The organism is Sphingomonas sp. S2M10, from assembly GCF_012650175.1.
GTDB lineage: Bacteria > Pseudomonadota > Alphaproteobacteria > Sphingomonadales > Sphingomonadaceae > Sphingomonas.
Window position 1 is genome coordinate 49719 of the sequence record NZ_JAAILI010000046.1, and the last position, 15031, is coordinate 64749.

13 protein-coding genes are annotated in these 15031 nt (G+C 68.7%); 5 read left to right on the top strand and 8 right to left on the bottom strand.

Translation table 11 applies throughout. From position 1 onward, the window contains the following. Genes S2M10_RS11035 through S2M10_RS11055 form a run of 5 tightly spaced genes read right to left on the bottom strand, consistent with a single transcriptional unit; the run spans nt 1 to nt 5404 of the window. Nucleotides 1-1425 (bottom strand): ATP-binding protein, encoded by a 1425-nt coding sequence (locus tag S2M10_RS11035; RefSeq protein WP_348770581.1) that lies wholly within the window; start codon nt 1423-1425, stop codon nt 1-3. Then, nucleotides 1422-2486, bottom strand: a complete 1065-nt coding sequence (locus S2M10_RS11040; protein WP_168846098.1) for a DUF2336 domain-containing protein — start codon at nt 2484-2486, stop codon at nt 1422-1424. The genes S2M10_RS11035 and S2M10_RS11040 overlap by 4 nt, the downstream gene beginning before the upstream one ends. A gap of 35 nt (nt 2487-2521) precedes the next feature. Further along, nucleotides 2522-3715 carry a hypothetical protein gene (locus S2M10_RS11045; RefSeq protein WP_168846099.1) on the bottom strand — a complete coding sequence of 398 codons (1194 nt, stop codon included), beginning with the start codon at nt 3713-3715 and terminating at the stop codon, nt 2522-2524. 11 nt (nt 3716-3726) lie between these two features. Next, the gene (locus S2M10_RS11050) at nt 3727-4923 is read right to left on the bottom strand and encodes a DUF1343 domain-containing protein (RefSeq protein WP_168846100.1); all 1197 of its coding nucleotides are present in this window, start codon (nt 4921-4923) and stop codon (nt 3727-3729) included. Between the two features lies 1 nt (nt 4924). Beyond that, nucleotides 4925-5404: a DOMON-like domain-containing protein gene (locus S2M10_RS11055; protein ID WP_168846101.1), complete on the bottom strand. Its 480-nt coding sequence runs from the start codon at nt 5402-5404 to the stop codon at nt 4925-4927. A gap of 155 nt (nt 5405-5559) precedes the next feature. On the opposite strand from S2M10_RS11055, the gene S2M10_RS11060 reads away from it, so the two are divergent. From S2M10_RS11060 to S2M10_RS11070, 3 genes are all read left to right on the top strand, one after another. Continuing rightward, nucleotides 5560-6276: an MgtC/SapB family protein gene (locus S2M10_RS11060; RefSeq protein ID WP_168846102.1), complete on the top strand. Its 717-nt coding sequence runs from the start codon at nt 5560-5562 to the stop codon at nt 6274-6276. A 49-nt stretch (nt 6277-6325) separates the two neighbouring features. Continuing rightward, the gene (gene tyrS, locus S2M10_RS11065; protein ID WP_168846103.1) at nt 6326-7555 is read left to right on the top strand and encodes a tyrosine--tRNA ligase; all 1230 of its coding nucleotides are present in this window, start codon (nt 6326-6328) and stop codon (nt 7553-7555) included. An 85-nt stretch (nt 7556-7640) separates the two neighbouring features. Continuing rightward, nucleotides 7641-7961 (top strand): PilZ domain-containing protein, encoded by a 321-nt coding sequence (locus S2M10_RS11070; RefSeq protein WP_348770582.1) that lies wholly within the window; start codon nt 7641-7643, stop codon nt 7959-7961. Between the two features lies 1 nt (nt 7962). Here the strand turns inward: S2M10_RS11070 and recG are convergent, their stop codons facing one another. Then, nucleotides 7963-10026 (bottom strand): ATP-dependent DNA helicase RecG, encoded by a 2064-nt coding sequence (gene recG, locus S2M10_RS11075; RefSeq protein WP_168846104.1) that lies wholly within the window; start codon nt 10024-10026, stop codon nt 7963-7965. Between the two features lie 71 nt (nt 10027-10097). After that, the gene (locus S2M10_RS11080) at nt 10098-10340 is read right to left on the bottom strand and encodes a hypothetical protein (protein ID WP_168846105.1); all 243 of its coding nucleotides are present in this window, start codon (nt 10338-10340) and stop codon (nt 10098-10100) included. A gap of 193 nt (nt 10341-10533) precedes the next feature. Between S2M10_RS11080 and S2M10_RS11085 the strand changes: the two genes are divergently transcribed. Both S2M10_RS11085 and mfd read left to right on the top strand, forming a co-directional pair. Continuing rightward, nucleotides 10534-10800: a succinate dehydrogenase assembly factor 2 gene (locus tag S2M10_RS11085; protein ID WP_168846106.1), complete on the top strand. Its 267-nt coding sequence runs from the start codon at nt 10534-10536 to the stop codon at nt 10798-10800. Between the two features lie 197 nt (nt 10801-10997). Next, the gene (gene mfd / locus S2M10_RS11090) at nt 10998-14471 is read left to right on the top strand and encodes a transcription-repair coupling factor (protein WP_168846107.1); all 3474 of its coding nucleotides are present in this window, start codon (nt 10998-11000) and stop codon (nt 14469-14471) included. A 6-nt stretch (nt 14472-14477) separates the two neighbouring features. Here mfd and S2M10_RS11095 read toward each other — a convergent pair whose 3' ends face one another. Beyond that, nucleotides 14478-14885 carry an SgcJ/EcaC family oxidoreductase gene (locus tag S2M10_RS11095; protein WP_168846108.1) on the bottom strand — a complete coding sequence of 136 codons (408 nt, stop codon included), beginning with the start codon at nt 14883-14885 and terminating at the stop codon, nt 14478-14480. Nucleotides 14886-15031: the final 146 nt, after the last annotated feature.

Sequence of the window (15031 nt, forward strand, 5' to 3'; positions counted from 1 at the left end):
TCAGGGAGCGCCCGCAGGAGGAGGCGGGCGCTCCGGCTGCTCCGGAAGCGGAAGCATCAGCACGAAGCGCGCGCCCATCCCCGCTGCGCTGTCGACGATCAGATCGCCCCCCATCGCACGCGCAAGCCGCCGCGCGATGTAGAGCCCCAGCCCGCTGCCGCCGGGCTCCCCGGGATCCATGCGGACGAATTTCTCGAAGATCCGCGCCTGATAGGCCGTCGCGATGCCCTTTCCCTGATCGGCGACGATGACGCAGCCCATGCCGGCTTCGCTTTCCAGGCGGATCCACACCACCGCATCCCGGGGGCTGTAGCGCACCGCATTGCCGAGCAGGTTGACCAGTATCTGCAGGGCGCGCCGGAACTCGCCCCGCACCCGCAGTACCTCGTCGGCTGCCGGCCGATCGATATGTACGCCCGCCTCGCCGGCCCGCACCGATAGCAGGCTGGCGGCGCGCCGGGCGACGTCAGCCAGGTCGATGGTCTCGCGGGCGGTCTTGAAGTCCTCCCCCTCGATCGCCTGAAGGTCGACCAGATCCTCCACCAGCCCGAGCAGGTGCCGGCCGGCGCTCGCGATGTCGCCGGCATAGCCCGCATAATCGCCCCGGATCGGACCTTCGGCCTGCGCACCGATCGCATCGGCATTGGCGATGATCCGTGCCAACGGGCCGCGCAGCGCCCGCTCCAGCCGTCGGCCGAAGGCACGCGGGAAGCCATCGCCCCGGCGCGACGGCGTGATCGGCGGCGTCTCCGGCAGCGCCGGATCCAGCATCCGCGCGGCGCCGATGAATCCCGCGAACCGCCCCAGCGGATCGCTGCGCGGCGTTGCCGAAAGCCGCACCATCCGGCCGGTATCGCGCAACTCGGCGCGCTGCCCGTCGAACCGCGCGCGCGCCGACATAGCCGAAAGGATCGGCAACTGGCCCCCTTCGTCCTGGGCGAGTGCGAACAGGCGGGTGAGCGGCTGCCCCAGCATGTCCCGGATGTCGAAGCCGTAGCGCTGCCCCGCCTCCGGAGACAGGAAGGTCAGGCGCAGGGCCCCATCGGTCTCCCACAGCCAATCGCCCGTAACGCGCAGGAAGTCGCCGTCACGTTCGGGATCGGCGACGGGGCGCCAGGCGGGCCGCGCACGCCAGCCGCTGACCTCCAGCCGCACGCCGCCGCGATCGGGCCCGGCGCGTACCCAGAGATCGAGTTCCTCCTCGCCGTCGGCCGCCACCACGCTGCGCGACACCGAAATGCCCAGCCGATGCGCCAGCTGCGCGATGGCGGCGACGCCGGGCAGCGCGAGCGGCGCGCCGATGCCGCCCCCGGCGCGGTCGTTCAGCGCCCGCAGCCGCGGCTCCGCATCGATCAGCCGACCATTGGCATCCAGCCGTGCCACCGCCAGCGGCACCACCGGATCGAGCGACTTGATCGCGGTCACCGTGCACCCGTCCCGTGCAGCGCCATGCGCAGCGCGCGATACTCCGGGGGAAGCCGCAGCAAGGTCAGCTGGTCGCGCGCGGCCTGCACCTCCACGCTCGCCAGCATGTCGATTGCGTCGGCCAGCGCGGCCAGGTCACGCGCAGGATCGGCGTTACACAGGGCGAAGCAGAGTTCCGCGATGCCTTCGCGCGACAGCTCCAGCGCGTGAAGCACCAGCAGCAGCCGCTCGGCACCGGGATCCAGGAGCAGCGCCCGCGCGGCGGCCATGTCGATGTCGGCAGCGCGGGCGAGCAGCGCCAGGAACAGCGGCACGCGGCGGTCACGCATCGCTTCCAGCAACACGCGGGCATGCTCCTGCGGGGCCGGGTCGATCGCGGCGGCGAGGCGGGATGCCGCCGCCTCCACCTGGTCCTCGGCGCAGCGCTCGGCGAGCGCGCACTCCGCCCGTACCGCCGCGCAAAGCGCCGCGTCCAGAGCCACGCCGGCCATTGATCCCGCTTGTTCGCGCATGGCGGCTGCAACCCACCAAAGCAGGCGTGTATGCAAGATTAACGGCAGCCGCCAGCGTCCCGCTTCAGGACTCCGCGCCCTGCTCTCCGCCAGCAGCAGCGCGCGCGCAGGTTCGGAAAGCGCCGGCGCCGGGTGTTCGGCCAGACGGTTGAGCAGACTCGGCCGGGCGGGATCTTCCGGGGCGTGGTGCGGCAGTCCGGCAGCGAGCTGGTCCAGACGGACCCCTGCCAGAAGCTCGCCCGCAAGCGCCGGATCCGCCGGCAGGCCGGCGGCGTGCAGCAGCGGCAGCGTCGGCCCCATACCCGGGAAGCCCTCCGGCGCCACGGCCCGACGCAGGCTCGCCTCGATCGCGCCGACGATCTGTTCCAGCCGCGCCCGCACGCCGGCACGGGTGCGCTCGTCCAGCCGCAGCGCTTCCGGGACCGCGATGTCCCGCGCGGTGGCCGCGTGCAGCGCGCGATCGTGCATCTCCGCCGCCGCTGCGCGGGCCAGCAGGTCCGGGGCGCCGGGGGCTGGGCCACCGCGCGGATCGGGAGCGCTTTGCGCCATATCCAAAGACATAGCGCTGCAAGCTTAATCGGAGGCTAAGACTTGCCGCGCAGGCTTTCGATCGCGGCGGTCAGCGTGGCGAGCGCGTACAGCGATACCGCCGCCAGACCGATCGTGGCGTGCCCCAGGAGCGCGAAGGGCGTGAGGATCAGCATCTGCGCCGCCGCGTTGGCCCACCAGCGGCGCCGCTGCACGGGCACCCGTTCGGCCAGCAGTTGCAGCACCACGCCGCTCGCCGCGAGCAACAGCGAGGCAGGATTGCCGATCGCCCTAACTTCGTGCCAGCCGGTCGCTGCCACCAGCAGCACGAACAGCCCGAGAATGGCGAGTTCGATTCCCCGCGCGCGCGGCTCCTCACCGCGCAGCGCGGCATGCGACGCGGCCGTTGCGAAGGCCAGCGTGGCGAGCAGCGCAACCAGCGTGCCGATCCCGCCCCAGCCCGCGAGCACCGTCAACAGCGCCGTGATCGCCACCACGCCGCCGATCGCCAGCGGCGCCCAGTCGGGAATGTTGCGCGCCATCATCTGCGGCAGCACGAAGCGCGACGCGCGGCTGAACACCCAGCGATCGGCCCACAGCGTCCGCCGGTCGCTCAGCGCGGCGAGTACCGCGTCGTTGCGCGCCGCCAGCCCGTCGCCGCTCCGCTCCACCGCATGGCCCGCGCGCGCCCAGCCCGGCGCGAGCGGCACCTGCAGCGCCCCCGATTGCGCCGCCACCCGCAGCAGCGCCGACTGGAAATCATAATCCTCGGGCATCGTCGCGATATGGGCGAGATGCCGCGTCTCGATGCGGGCGATGCCCGCCCAGCAATGGCGCATGTCCAGCCGCTCGATCGCGGCGGGGGATTCGGAATCATCGGTGACGAGCAGTGCCGCATGCGGTTCGGCCGCCATCCGCTCCATCACCGGGTCGATGGTGACGAGCCCGTCGGCCAGCACCAGCACATCGGCGTCGCGCAGCACCTTCTCGGCGGCTTCCTCGGCCGAGCGGACGATGTCGACCTTGAGCCGCCCGCGCCCCGCCCGCTCGATCGCGGCGAGGAACTGGGGCGTCACCTTGCCCACCGCGACCAGCACCTGGTCGGCACCGATGCCGGCGAGCAGGCGGATCTGATATTCGAGCAGGGTCATCCCCCCGAACGGCAGGCTGGCAACGAGCGTGCCGGGACGATCCTGCGCCTCCTCCACCGCGAAGATCAGGCCGCAGAGCGCGCGTTCGGGTGCCACCATCATCCCCTCCATCAGTAGAGCAGATGCGGCCGGCGCGCCGCGATCCAGGCGGCCTCGTCGGGTAGGGTCAGCGCGTCGAGATCGCCCGGCGTGGCGGCAAGATCGTCGACCCATTGGCGAAGGCCCGGTCCGCCGTTGATCACGTCGATCGCCAGCTTGTCGAACACATATTCGTAGGGGAAGTCGCGCCAGAGGTCGTATGTCGGGTAGAGCGTGCGAATTGCCTTGAACGCCAGCGCCTGCACCCGCCAGGGACGGAAGGCGGCATGGTCATAGGCGCGACCCTCCGCATGGAGGAACACGCCGGCACAGAGCTGGCCGACATGCTTGTGGAAGGTCGGCTGGAACCACATGTCGCGCAAGGTACAGCCGGCGAGCCATTCGGGAACGAGGCGCTGCATTTCCGCGATGACCGCGCGCGCATCGATATCCGGCGCGCCGAACAGCTCCAGCGGCCGGGTGGTGCCCCGCCCTTCGGAAAGCGTCGTCCCTTCCAGCATCACCGTCCCGGCATAGGCCCGCGCCATGTTGACGTTGGCGGCATTGGGGCTTGGGTTGATCCAGGGGCGCTCCACCGGCCAGCCGAAGCCGGGTGCAGCCTCGGGCTGCCAGCCCTGCATGGCGACGACGCGATACTCCACGTCGAGGCCATAGTGCGCGATGAACCAGTGGCCGAGCTCGCCCAGCGTCATGCCATGGCGCATCGGCATGGGCCCGGCGCCGACAAAGCTCTCCCAGCCCGGCAGCAGCGTCAGCCCTTCGACAGGCCGGCCGGCCGGGTTGGGGCGATCGAGCACCCACACCGCCTTGCCATGCTTCGCGGCTGCTTCGAGCACGTAGAGCAGCGTCGTCACGAAGGTGTAGATGCGGCAGCCGACGTCCTGCAGGTCCACTAGCATCACGTCGAACGTGTCCATCGACGCGTCGGTCGGGCGACGGACCTCGCCATAGAGGCTGAATACCGGCACGCCATATTGCGGATCGGTGAAGTCGGGCGACTCCATCATATTGTCCTGCAGGTCGCCGCGCACGCCGTGCTGTGGGCCGAACACCGCCGAGATGTTCACGCCCGCCGCCACCAGCGCATCGAGGCTGTGCGTCAGGTCGGCGGTCACGGAGGCCGGGTGCGCAAGCAGCGCCACGCGCTTGCACTGCAAGGGCGCGCGCAGATCGGGTTCGGCGAGGAGGCGATCGATTCCGAAGAGCATGTCAGTCTGCTGGCGGCAGTTGCGCGACAAAGCAATCCGGATCGTGGAAATCCGGCGCATCGCCGCCATGACGCAGCGCCCAATAGGATTTCGTGCCGTCCCTTTCCTCCATCACCGCAGTGATGCCGAGCCGCAGGGCGCCAGTGCCGACATCGCACAGATGTACGGCCACGACGAGCGCATCTTCCTGCGCAGCGAGGCCGATCTTGGGCGTCTCGTCCACTACCAGCGGCGCCATGCCCGCCCGGCGCCCGGTGAAAGCGTAGGCCGCCCATGGGCCCGACGGCGCGAAGTTGAATTCGCGATAGTCGCTCGCCTCCCCCGCCACGAACAGTTCGAGGCAGGTTGTCCGCCACAGTCCATCCGTGCGCTCGGGCGCTGCAGGCGCGGGCAGCACCAGCGCCGCCGGGTCCACCAAGATCCGATAGTGCAAGGCGATATCGGCACCCTGCCGCCGAACGTCGCAGACGACCGCGGTCACGGCAATTGGCGGGGTTGCCGGGTGGGGCAGCAGAGAAAATTCCATGCGGCCGACCCTAATCCTAAAGCGGTCGACAGGGTAGCGGCAGCGCTTGCCACGCGCCTGGCGGCAGGCGAAAGGCGCCGCGTCCGCAACGACTCCAGAGGCCGGCCGCCGTGAAGTTCCTCCACACCTTCCACCTCGCCGCCTATGCCGACACGCTGCTGAGCTACACGCTGGCGCTGATCCTCGGCGCCGCGATCGGCGCGGAGCGCCAGTTCCGCCAGCGCACCGCTGGGCTGCGCACCAATGCGCTGGTGGCGCTCGGCTCGGCGGCGTTCGTTGACCTCGCCCAGCGCATCGCCGGCGATCTCGAGGCGGTGCGGGTGATCTCCTACGTCGTCTCCGGCATCGGCTTTCTCGGCGCGGGCGTGATCATGAAGGAGGGGATGAACGTCCGCGGGCTCAACACCGCAGCGACCCTGTGGTGCTCGGCGGCGGTGGGTGCCTGCGCAGGCAGCGACATGGCGGCGGAGGCGGCGACGCTGGCGGTGTTCGTGATCGCCGGCAACACGCTGCTGCGGCCGGTGGTCAACGCGATCAACCGGGTGCCGCTCGCCGGCGGACAGGTGGAGGCGACCTATTTCGTTACGCTCACCACCGTGCCGGCGGAGGTCGACCGGCTGCGCGACCTGCTCACCGATCACCTGGAACTGATGCGCTATCCAGTCGCCGAGATCGAGACCATCGAACGCCCCGACGATCGCATCGAGCTGCGCGCGCGCCTCGTCTCCACCGCCGCGCTCGATGCCGAGCTCGACAGCATCATCGCGCATCTCGAGAAGCGCCACGACGTCCAGCACGCCAGCTGGGAACTGCAGACGCAGGACTGAGCGGCCGGGGATGACGCGGGCGCGCGCATTGGCTATGCGGCCTCGCACCATGACCGAATACAGCTCCGATCTGCTCCGCCTGCTCGCCTCGCGCGGGTATATCCACCAGGTGACCGACGCCGAGGGCCTCGACGCGCTCGCCGCCAAGCAGATCGTGCCGGGCTATATCGGCTTCGATCCCACCGCGCCGTCGCTCCATGTCGGCAGCCTGGTGCAGATCATGCTGCTCCGCCGCCTCCAGCAGGCGGGCCACAAGCCGATCGTGCTGATGGGCGGCGGCACCGGCAAGATCGGCGACCCGAGCTTCAAGGACGAAGCCCGCAAGATGCTGACGCTCGACACGATCAGCAGCAACATCGCCTCGATCAAGACGGTGTTCGAGAATTTCCTGACCTTCGGCGACGGCCCCACCGACGCGGTAATGGTCGACAATGCCGACTGGCTCGACAAGCTCGAATATATCCCGTTCCTGCGCGACATCGGCCGGCACTTCTCGATCAACCGGATGCTGAGCTTCGATTCGGTCAAGCTGCGGCTGGATCGCGAGCAGTCGCTGAGCTTCCTCGAGTTCAACTACATGATCCTCCAGGGCTATGACTTTCTGGAGCTGTCGCGCCGCGCAGGCTGCCGCCTGCAGATGGGCGGGTCAGACCAGTGGGGCAACATCGTCAACGGCATCGAACTGTCGCGCCGCGTCGACGGCACCGACGTCTACGGCGTCACCACCCCGCTGATCACCACGGCGGACGGCGGCAAGATGGGCAAGACCATGTCCGGCGCGGTATGGCTCAACCCCGACCAGCTGCCGCATTACGACTATTGGCAGTTCTGGCGGAACACCGACGATCGCGACGTCGGCCGCTTCCTGCGGCTGTTCACCGACCTCCCGCTCGACGAGATCGCCCGCCTCGAAGCGCTGGAAGGCGCCGAGATCAACGAGGCGAAGAAGATCCTCGCCAACGAGGCGACCGCGATGTGCCGCGGCCGCGCCGCTGCCGAGGAAGCCGCCGAGACTGCGCGCAAGACCTTCGAGGAAGGTGCCGCGGGTGGCGCGCTGCCGACGCTGGCGGTCAGCGGCGGCAGCATCAGCGTGGTCGACGCGCTCGTCGGCCTGGGCTTCTGCGCGTCGAAGGGCGAGGCGCGGCGGCTGATCAAGGGCGGCGGCGCGCGCCTCGAGGGCGAGAAGATCGACGACGAGGCCGCGACGATCGCCGTCGCGGGCGAGGTGCGCCTCTCGGCGGGTAAGAAGCATCACGGGTTGCTCACGCCACAGGCCTAACGCCGCGTTCACCACCTTCGTTCGGCACCTGTTCACTGCTGTGGGTTACCCTCTTGCCGACCCTCCAGTGTGTGATGAGGCGCGTGTGAGCGTACCGGGTGCCAAGCTGGCGAGCGCCGACGATCGTCTGGTGCATCGCGACGAAGTCGAGCACCGCACGCGTGCGGTTGGCCCCGATGCGAAGTCGGTCGCGTTCCTGATCGTCAACGTCTCGCCGCAGGGGCTGATGGCGCGCTGCGAGGCGCCGTTCGAGACGGGCGACCTTCTCCGCATCCAGTTGCCGATCCTCGGCGAAACCGGCGCGGAAATCCGCTGGGCATTGGGCGGACGGGTCGGCTGTCAGTTCCTGCAGCCGATCGCCGCCGGCGACTTCGGCCCGATGGTCACGGTGATGCGCGCGCGCTAAATCAGCCCGCGCGCAGCAGCCCCACCGCTGCGTCGCGTTCGAACAGGTATAGCGCCACCCGCGCCGCCTGCCCCCGCTCGCCTTTGAGCCCGCCATCGCGATCGACCAGCAACCGCGCATCGCCATTGGCCGCGGGCAGCAGCGCGCCGAGCATGTCCGGCTCGGCCAGCCGGAACTGCATGTCGCCCGACTGGCGCGTGCCGAGCAGCTCGCCCGCGCCACGCAGCCGCAGATCCTCCTCGGCGATGCGGAAGCCGTCATTGCTCTCGCGCATCAGCGCCAGCCGCGCGCGCGCGGTCTCGCTCAGATGGTTGCCGCGCAGCAGCACGCACACCGAACGCCCCCCGCCCCGCCCAACACGGCCGCGCAGCTGGTGGAGCTGGGCCAAGCCGAAGCGGTCGGCATGCTCGATCACGATCAGCGTGGCATTGGGCACGTCGACGCCCACCTCGATCACCGTCGTCGCGACCAGCACGCCGAGTTCGCCGGCCGAAAAGCGGGCCATCACCGCGTCCTTCTCCGGCCCCTTCATCCGGCCATGGATCAGCCCGACCTTGTCGCCGAAATGCGCCTGCAGCTCGGCCGCGCGCGCCTCGGCGGCGGCGAGATCGCTCTTCTCGCTTTCCTCGACCAGCGGGCACACCCAATAGGCCTGCCCGCCACCGGCGAGGTGCCGCCCGAGGCCACTTACGACTTCGCCCAGCCGCTCCTCGGAAATGACGCTGGTCTCGATCGGCTGGCGGCCCGGCGGCATCTCGTCGAGCCGGCTGACGTCCATCTCACCATATTGGGCGAGCGTCAGCGTCCGCGGGATCGGCGTCGCGGTCATCACCAGCAGGTGCGGCGGGCGTTCCGCTTTCGCCTGGAGCATCATCCGCTGGGCGACGCCGAAGCGATGCTGCTCGTCGACCACCACCAGGCCGAGGTCGCGATAGGTCACGCCCTCCTGGAAGATCGCATGGGTGCCGATCAGGATGTCGATCTCGCCTGCAGCGAGGCCCATCAGCGTCGCCTCGCGCGCCTTCCCCTTGTCGCGGCCGGTCAGAATCGCGACGTTCACGCCGAGCGGCGCTAGGGTGCGCTGGAGCGTCTCGTGATGCTGGCGGGCCAAAATTTCGGTCGGCGCGAGCAGCGCGCCCTGTGCGCCTGCCTCCGCCGCGATCAGCAGCGCCATCGTCGCCACCAGCGTCTTGCCCGAGCCGACATCCCCCTGCAGCATCCGCAGCATGGGCTGGGTCTGCGCCATGTCGCCTTCGATCTCGGCGATGGTGCGGCTCTGCGCGCCCGTAGGGGCATAGGGCAGCTTCAGCTTGTCGCGCAGCCGCCCGTCGCCGGCGAGCGGACGGCCCCGCTTCGCCCGCGCCTCGCCGCGGACCAGCAGCAGCGCGAGCTGATTGGCGAAGACCTCGTCATAGGCGAGCCGCTCGCGCGCCTTGGCGTCGGCCGGATCGGCATGGATGCGGGCGATCGCCTCGCGCCAGTCGGGCCAGCCCTTCTGCGTCTTGAGGCTTGGCTCGATCCATTCGGGCAGCTCGGGCGCGCGCTCGATCGCCTGCGCGGCGAGCGCCGCGATGCGCCTGGAGGTGATGCCTTCGGAGCAGGGGTAGATGGCTTCACGGCCTCCGACGCTTTCGACCTGGTCGAGCGGCAGGACATGGTCCGGATGGACCATCTGCAGCTCCTGGCCATAATGTTCGAGCTTGCCCGAGACCCAGCGCGGCTCGTTCAGCGGCAGCAGCTTCTTGGCCCAGCCGGAGCTGCCGCCGAAATAGACGAGGCTGACATGGTTGCCCTTGGCGTCCACCGCCTGCACCCGTGCCGGCGATCGCGCGCCGCCGCCGAAGCGATATTGCACGGGGGTGAGCGTGATGGCGATCACCTTTCCCGAGTCGGCCATGTCGAGTTCGTCGCGCGGGATCCGATCGACGAAGCCGGTCGGCAGGTGGAAGGCGACGTCCACCACCCGCGCCAGCCCCAGCTTCTCCATCGGCTTGGCCAGCGCCGGGCCGATGCCCTTCAGCGCGGTGACTTCGGCGAACAGCGGGTTGAGAAGCTCGGGACGCATCGCCCCGCCCTATCGTGCGGCGCGGCGGCTGACAAATGGCGCTGCCCGGCCGACAGCGCGCTTGTCCCGGGTCAGGCGTTGAGGAAGATCGGGCTATGGCTGGAAAGCGCGGCTTCGATCGCCATCACGACTTCCGGCACCGACGAGCCGATCACGACCTCGTGATCCTTGCCGAAGGAGATGACGCCCACATCCTCGCCGGCCATGTTGATCGTGCTGACCGTGCGCACCGCCGCGATGTTGACGAGCATCGGCTCGCCGTTGATCGACTTCAGCATCACGAACCGCAGCTTGTTGGTCATCGTGTCGCTCATCCTACCCTCGCCATACACACCCCAAAGAGAGGATGAACCTAGCGGGCTTCGGTTAACAAGCCTTCCACATCTGCCCCAGGAAGTGCCCGCTGGCCTTTCTTGGCGTGCGTCCCTATCTGCCGTCCTCGTGATCAACCCCGTGTCGGCCGCGCTCCTGCGCGCAGCCGCGCGCCTGCCGTTGGGAAAGCCCGCCATGGACCGAGAAACCCGCCTCAAGCGCCTCCGCTTCCGCAGCTGGCACCGCGGCACCAAGGAAGCCGATCTGCTGATCGGCGGCTTTTTCGACCGGCACGGCGAGGGCTGGAACGACGATGAGATCGCGCTGTTCGAGAGCCTGCTGGAGGAGCAGGACGTCGACATCATGGCGTGGGCGATGGGAACCGACACTGCCCCGGAGCGCTACCGGGGCACGATTCTCGATGCGCTCAAGACCCTGAATTACGTGCCTATTTCCGAGTAACATTGACCTGGCGGCTCACCCTCACCCTTCCGGCGCTGCGCGCCTCCCTCCCTCTCCCAAAGGGAGAGGGATTTAGTGCCCTCTCCCAAAGGGAGAGGGATTTAGTGCCCTCTCCCTTTGGGAGAGGGAGGGGACCCGCCGCCGAAGGCGGTGGGGAGGGTGAGGGTGATCGAGCCGACCTGCCAAGACGAGACCCCATGCCCGACCTGAAGACGATCCTTTCCGCCAAGCACCCGCTGACGCTCGCCGGCGTGCCGAGCGGCTTCCTGCCCTGGATGCTGGCCGATGTCGCGCGCGCCAGCCGGATGGCGGTGTTCGTCGCCGCCGACGAGGCGGGCATGCGCGCGGTGGCGGGCACCGCGACCTTCTTTGCGCCCGAGCTGGAGGTGCTCAGCTACCCCGCCTGGGACTGCCTCCCCTATGACCGCGCCAGCCCGACCCTGCGCGTGATGGCGGAGCGGCTTGCCACCCTCCATGCGCTCCAGGGCAGGAGCGACAAGCCCCGTCTGCTCGTCACTACGGTCAACGCCGCCACCCAGCGCACCCTTACCCCGTTCCGCATCCGCCAGTTGGTCGCGCGACTCGCTCCCGGCGAGCGGATCGGACTGGATAAGCTCGCCTATCTGCTGCAGGCGAACGGCTATGTCCGCGTCGAGACGGTGAATGATCATGGCGAGTTCGCGGTGCGCGGCGGCCTGGTCGACCTCTTCCCGAGTGGTGCCGAGCAGGCACTGCGGCTCGATTTCTTCGGCGATGAGATCGAGAGCGTGCGCACCTTCGATCCGCAGGACCAGCGCACCACCGGCCGCGTCGACGGCTTCACCCTGCTGCCCGCGAGCGAAGCGCTGCTCGACGAGGAGAGCATCAAGCGCTTCCGCAGCGGCTATCGCGACCGCTTCGGTGCGACCGCGACGGGCGACCCGCTCTACCAGGCGATCAGCGAAGGCCGCCGCCTCGCCGGCATGGAGCATTGGCTGCCGCTGTTCGAGGAACGGCTGGAAACGCTGTTCGATCACCTGCCCGATCATGGCGTGATCGTCCGGGACGGCGGCGCGCCAGCGGCCGCCGAGCAGCGCTTCGAGGCGATCAAGGACTATCAGGAAAACCGGATCAAGGCCCAGTCGGCCGATCCGGGCAGCTACCGCCCGCTCAAGGCCGGCGACCTCTATCTGCTCGCCAAGGAATGGCAGGCGCAGGTCGATGCGCAGCCGATGCATCTGGCGACACCGTTCCACGAGCCCGAATCGGATCGCGTGGTCGAGTTCGGCGTCGACGGGCCGCGCGACTTCGCCCCCGAGCGCGCTGCCGGCAGCAATGTCTACGAAGCGGTGGTCGCCCACCTCAAGGCCGTCCGGAGCCAAGGCAAGAAGCCGGTGCTCGCCAGCTATTCGATCGGCGCGCGCGAGCGACTGAAGGGGCTGCTCGAGGATCATGGTCTCACCGGTGCGGTGCCGGTCGATGGCTGGCAGCCGGCGCTCGGTGTCGCCAATCCGAACGGCAGCGGGCTGCAGGTCGCGCTGCTTGTCCTGCCGCTCGACCATGGCTTCACCACGCCCGACGTGGCCGTGCTCACCGAGCAGGACATGCTCGGGGACCGCCTCGTCCGCCGCGCCAAGCGCCGCAAGAATACCGACGCCTTCCTCCAGGAACTGGCGACGCTCTCGCCCGGCGACCTCGTCGTCCATCTCGACCACGGCATCGGCCGCTATGAGGGGCTGACCCAGATCCCGGTGCAGAAGGCGCCGCACGATTGCGTCGCGCTCGAATATGCCGGCGGCGACAAGCTCTACGTGCCGGTCGAGAATCTCGAAGTGCTGAGCCGCTACGGCTCGGGCGAGGAAGGCGCGACGCTGGACCGCCTAGGCGGCGAGGCTTGGCAGCGCCGCAAGGCGCGGATGAAGGAGCGGATCCGCGAGATCGCGGGCGAGCTGATCGCCACCGCAGCCCTGCGCGCCACCCGCGGCGCCGAGATCGCCGAGCCCGATCATGGCGGCTACCCGGCCTTCGTCGATCGCTTCCCATTCGAGGAAACCGACGACCAGGACCGCGCGATCGGCGACGTGCTCGGCGATCTTGCCGCCGGGCGGCCGATGGACCGGCTCGTCGTCGGCGATGTCGGCTTCGGCAAGACCGAGGTTGCGCTGCGCGCCGCCTTCGTCGCGGCGATGGCCGGCATGCAGGTGGCGGTGGTGTGCCCCACCACCCTGCTCGCCCGCCAGCATTACAACAACTTCAAGACGCGCTTCGAAGGCTTCCCGCTCGAGATCGGCCGACTCTCGCGCCTGGTCACGGCGGGCGAGACCAAGAAGGTGAAGGACGGGCTCGCCGCCGGCACGATCGACATCGTCGTCGGGACCCATGCGGTGCTGGCGAAGAATATCGACTTCAAGCGGCTGGGCCTCGTCATCGTCGACGAGGAACAGCGCTTCGGCGTCACCCACAAGGAGCGGCTGAAGGCGCTCAAGACCGACGTCCACGTTCTCACCCTCACCGCCACGCCGATCCCGCGCACGCTGCAGATGGCGATGAGCGGGTTGCGCGAGCTTTCGGTGATCCAGACCCCGCCGGTCGACCGCCTCGCGGTGCGCACCTATGTGATGCCCTGGGATCCGGTGGTGCTGCGCGAGGCGCTGCTTCGCGAACATTATCGCGGCGGGCAGAGCTATTTTGTTACCCCGCGTATCGCCGACCTGCCCGAGATCGAGGAGTTCCTCCGCAACGAGGTCCCCGAGGTCCGCTATGTCGTCGCCCACGGCCAGATGTCGCCGACGGAAGTGGAGGAGCGGATCTCCGCCTTCTACGACCGAAAGTTCGAGGTGCTGGTCTCGACCACCATTGTCGAGAGCGGGCTCGACATCCCGAGCGCCAACACGCTGATCATCAACCGCGCCGACAAGTTCGGCCTCGCCCAGCTCTACCAGCTGCGCGGCCGCGTCGGCCGGGCCAAGACCCGCGCCTATGCCTATATGACCACCCCGCCCCAGCGGCAGATGACCGAGGCGGCGGAAAAGCGGCTCAAGGTGCTGTCCGATCTGGAGAGCCTGGGGGCGGGCTTCCAGCTCGCCAGCCACGATCTCGACATTCGCGGCGCGGGCAATCTGCTCGGCGACGAGCAGTCGGGCCACATCAAGGAAGTCGGCTACGAACTCTACCAGTCGATGCTGGAGGAGGCGATCATGGACGCCAAGGCCGGCGGCCTGCGCGACGAGAGCCGGCCCAAGGACCTGTCGCCGCAGATCACCGTCGATGCGCCGATCCTCATCCCCGAGGACTATGTCCCCGATCTCGATTTGCGCATGGGGCTCTACCGCCGGCTCAACGAGATCGAGGATACCGACGGCATCGAAAGCTTCGCCGCCGAGCTGATCGACCGCTTCGGCAAGCTGCCCGAAGCGACCGACAATCTGCTGCGGCTGATCGAGACCAAGCTCAACGCCAAGAAAGCGTGCATCGCCAAGCTCGATCTGGGGCCGAAGGGCGCGCTGGTGTCGTTCCACAACGACAACTTCCCCAATCCGGCAGCGCTGATTGCCTATGTCGAGAAGCTGGGCGAGACGGCGCGGCTGCGGCCGGACATGAAGCTGGTGATCAACCGCGCCTGGGCGAACCCGGCGGCGCGGCTGCACGGCGCGCTCCAGCTCTCGCGCGGGCTGGCACGCGCCGCGGGCTGATCCGCGTCAGCTGCTGTGATCGGCGATGATCTTCCACCCGCCGGCTTCGTGACGCAGCACGAGGCTGGTCGGGCCCGACGCGCGCCGGCCGTCCGGATAGCGCAGCGTGTAGCGGCCGATATAGAGGGCATGGTTGCGGCCGAGCGGGCGATAGTCGAGCCGCTCGATGGTCAGCGTTCCGCGCTTGGCAGGATCCGAAAAGTCGTATTTCGCGCGATAGCGGGCGATCATCGCCGATTTGCCGCGCACCAGCCCCTCGCCAGTGACGAAGCTGGCATCTTCATTTGCTGAATAGACGCGCATAAAGCGTTCAACTTCGCCGGCATTCCAACCAGCGACACTTTCGGCGATCGCTTTCTCCACTGCATCTTGATCAATGCCGGCCAAAACCATCAACAATCCCAGAAACACCATTCCTCAACTCCCTCGGCGACCGGTTCTCACAACTACCGGGAGAGTACAGCACAGATGCTTCCGGCATTCCCAACGATTTTGCGCAGACGAGCCATAGGAGAAATCGTTTTCATCCTGCATTGCGCAACTTGCCGCTACAGGGATCC